Annotated in this window: 1 tRNA gene and 2 rRNA genes; all 3 read right to left on the bottom strand. The window is 51.2% G+C overall.

From position 1 onward, the window contains the following. Positions 1 to 103 precede the first annotated feature (103 nt). Positions 104 to 218 (bottom strand): 5S ribosomal RNA (gene rrf, locus FIL88_RS16505). An 82-nt stretch (positions 219 to 300) separates the two neighbouring features. After that, positions 301 to 3,157, bottom strand: a 23S ribosomal RNA gene (locus FIL88_RS16510). Positions 3,158 to 3,640: 483 nt separating this feature from the next. After that, positions 3,641 to 3,716 (bottom strand) — tRNA-Ala (locus FIL88_RS16515).

A 3,716-nucleotide genomic window follows, 5' to 3' on the forward strand; every position in this document is an offset into this window, starting at 1 on the left:
TATTTCAATGTATTTTAACGCAATACGCCGCCTGCATTTCTGCACGGCGGCGTATTGTGTATTTGTTTCATCGTTTGAGAGAATGTTTCTTGCTCTTTATTAGGTTTGGCGGTGACCTACTCTCCCACACCTTAAGATGCAGTACCATTGGCGCAACCGTGCTTAACGGCCGAGTTCGGGAAGGGATCGGGTGTTTCACTGGTGCTGTGACCACCAAACCGAATAAAGAGCAATTCCAAGTCAAGTTATACTGTGATGTATGCTTTTGATTATGCAGTAGAGGTTTGACTTCTACTGGATCAAATCAAGCCTATCGGACCATTAGTACCAGTCAGCTGAACGTGTTACCACGCTTACACCTCTGGCCTATCGACGAGGTAGTCTTCCTCGGTCCTCAGGGATACCTTGTTTTGAGGGGGGCTTCCCGCTTAGATGCCTTCAGCGGTTATCCTGTCCGTTCATAGCTACCCAGCACTACCGTTGGCACGATAACTGGTCCACCAGTGGAACGTTCACCCCGGTCCTCTCGTACTAGGGGCAACTCCTCTCAAGTATCCTACACCCACGGCAGATAGGGACCGAACTGTCTCACGACGTTCTAAACCCAGCTCACGTACCTCTTTAAACGGCGAACAGCCGTACCCTTGGGACCTGCTCCAGCCCCAGGATGAGATGAGCCGACATCGAGGTGCCAAACACTGCCGTCGATATGGACTCTTGGGCAGTATCAGCCTGTTATCCCCGGCGTACCTTTTATCCGTTGAGCGATGGCCCTTCCACTCGGGACCACCGGATCACTATGGCCGTCTTTCGACTCTGCTCGACTTGTCAGTCTCGCAGTCAGGCTGGCTTCTGCCATTGCACTCAACGAGCGATTTCCGACCGCTCTGAGCCAACCTTCGCGCGCCTCCGTTACTCTTTAGGAGGCGACCGCCCCAGTCAAACTACCCGCCACACAGGGTCCCGGATCCGGATAACGGACCGCGGTTAGACATCAAACAGAACAAGGGTGGTATCTCAAAGGAGGCTCCCTCAGAACTGGCGTCCTGAGTTCAAAGCCTACCACCTATTCTGCACATGTTGTGTCTGATGCCAGTGTGAAGCTGTAGTAAAGGTGCACGGGGTCTTTCCGTCTAACCGCGGGAAGCCTGCATCTTGACAGGCAATTCAATTTCGCTGAGTCGATGTTGGAGACAGCGGGGAAGTCGTTACGCCATTCGTGCAGGTCGGAACTTACCCGACAAGGAATTTCGCTACCTTAGGACCGTTATAGTTACGGCCGCCGTTTACCTGGGCTTCAATTCGGAGCTTGCACTCCTCCTTTTAACCTTCAGGCACCGGGCAGGCGTCAGACCCTATACGTCGTCTTGCGACTTCGCAGAGCCCTGTGTTTTTAGTAAACAGTCGCCACCCCCTAGTTTGTGCCCCCAGTCAATACTTGCGTAGAAACTGGGCCTCCTTCTCGCGAACTTACGGAGGTATTTTGCCGAGTTCCTTCAACATCGTTCTCTCAAGCGCCTTGGTATACTCTACCTATCCACCTGTGTCGGTTTAGGGTACGGTCTTATAGGAGGGCTATTTCCAGGAACCTCTAAGCAGCCCATTCAATCCGATAAGGATGAACTACCTTCGAGATCCGTCACCACTCCACGGCCCAGGAATATTAACCTGGTTCCCATCGCCTACGCCTTTCGGCCTCGGCTTAGGGGCCGGCTTACCCTGCTCAGATTAGCTTTAAGCAGGAACCCTTGGATTTTCGGCGAGGGGGTCTCTCACCCCCTTTGTCGCTACTCATGTCATCATTCTCACTAGTGATCTCTCCACGGGATCGCTCACACGCCCGCTTCATCGAAAGCTCCGATCCTCAAATGCATCCGAAGATGCTAATGAGGAATGGAACTATGTCACACTACGCTCTGCTACCGCGTGCATAAATGCACACCCTAAGCTTCGGCTCATGGCTTGAGCCCCGGTACATCTTCGCCGCAAGACAACTTATTTAGACCAGTGAGCTGTTACGCTATCTTTAAAGGATGGCTGCTTCTAAGCCAACCTCCTGGTTGTTTTGGTCGTCTCACCTGCTTTCCCACTTAGCCATGAATTAGGGGCCTTAGCTGTAGGTCAGGGTTGTTTCCCTCTCCACAACGGACGTTAGCATCCGCTGTGTGTCTGCCGGATAGTACTTCTCGGTATTCGGAGTTTGATTAGGATCAGTAAGGCTGTAGGCCCCCATTACCCATTCAGTGCTCTACCCCCGAGAGTATTCGTCCGACGCTCTACCTAAATAGATTTCGCAGAGAACCAGCTATCTCCGAGTTTGATTGGCCTTTCACCCCTAGGCACAGCTCATCCCGATCTTTTTCAACAGATGTGGGTTCGGTCCTCCAGTGCATGTTACTGCACCTTCAACCTGGCCATGCCTAGATCACTCGGTTTCGGGTCTGATCCACCTAACTCATTCGCCCTATTAAGACTCGCTTTCGCTGCGCCTACACCTAACGGCTTAAGCTTGCTAGATAGACCAAGTCGATGACCCATTATACAAAAGGTACGCCGTCAGCCCTCAAGGGGCCTCCGACTGATTGTAGGCGTTCGGTTTCAGGTACTGTTTCACTCCCCTCGTCGGGGTGCTTTTCACCTTTCCCTCACGGTACTGGTTCGCTATCGGTCAGTAAGGAGTACTTAGCCTTCGAAGGTGGTCCTCCGATCTTCAGACAGAATTTCACGTGTTCCGCCCTACTTAATACGTCCAATCGTGCTTCATATACGGGACTGTCACCCACTATGGTTGCGCTTCCCAACGCATTCTATCCACACTCATGGCTCGGCTGGTCCCCGTTCGCTCGCCGCTACTAGGGGAGTATCAATTGATTTCCTTTCCTCCGGGTACTTAGATGTTTCAGTTCCCCGGGTTTGCTCTTAAAACCCTATGTATTCAGGTTAAAAGTACCTGTTTCAGAACACTATAAATTACCTAAACGAACTCGAAGAGTTCGCCAGTGAGTAATTATAATGAACTGTCAGGTGGGTTCCCCCATTCGGAGATCTCTGGGTATAACGGCTATTCTCACCTTCCCAAAGCTTATCGCAGAGTATCACGTCCTTCATCGCCTCTTACTGCCAAGGCATTCACCAAACGCCCTTCTCGCGCTTGATTTGATCCAGAAGAAGACAGACCTTTTGTTCATCTGCCGTCTTACCCCAGAAGGGGCAAACTGGACCAAAAGCATACTTTCCCGCGCTTCAAATCATATGAAGAATGATGTCGGTCATTCTTCGATCTGAAGCACATTAGATCTGATCTCTCAGATCTGGTTAGTGTACTTGACTTGGACAACACCGTCGTTTCAGCAGCGATATCGAAGAAGGTCCGAGGAAAGGGACCTAAATCAACCGCTTCCCGAAGGAAGAACCGCTGAGGCAACCACCCACTTGTGGCACCAACAGTGTTGTTTATTGTATTCTCTCTAAACGATGTAAATTAGGGTGTCCGTCATCCTTGCGGGTAACTTGGACGTACGTCCGATTGGACGGCTAAAAACCAAACTGGTTCTTAGCGATCAAATCGAGGTGACTGGCTCTCGGGACATTTGACTGCGTCAAATACCCTGCCGCCAATCCAATCCTTCGAATTGGATTTTGGTGGAGCCTAGGAGATTCGAACTCCTGACATCCTGCTTGCAAAGCAGGCGCTCTACCAACTGAGCTAAGGCCCC

Origin of the sequence: Aliiroseovarius halocynthiae (assembly GCF_007004645.1) — a bacterium.
GTDB classification, from domain to species: Bacteria; Pseudomonadota; Alphaproteobacteria; order Rhodobacterales; family Rhodobacteraceae; genus Aliiroseovarius; species Aliiroseovarius halocynthiae.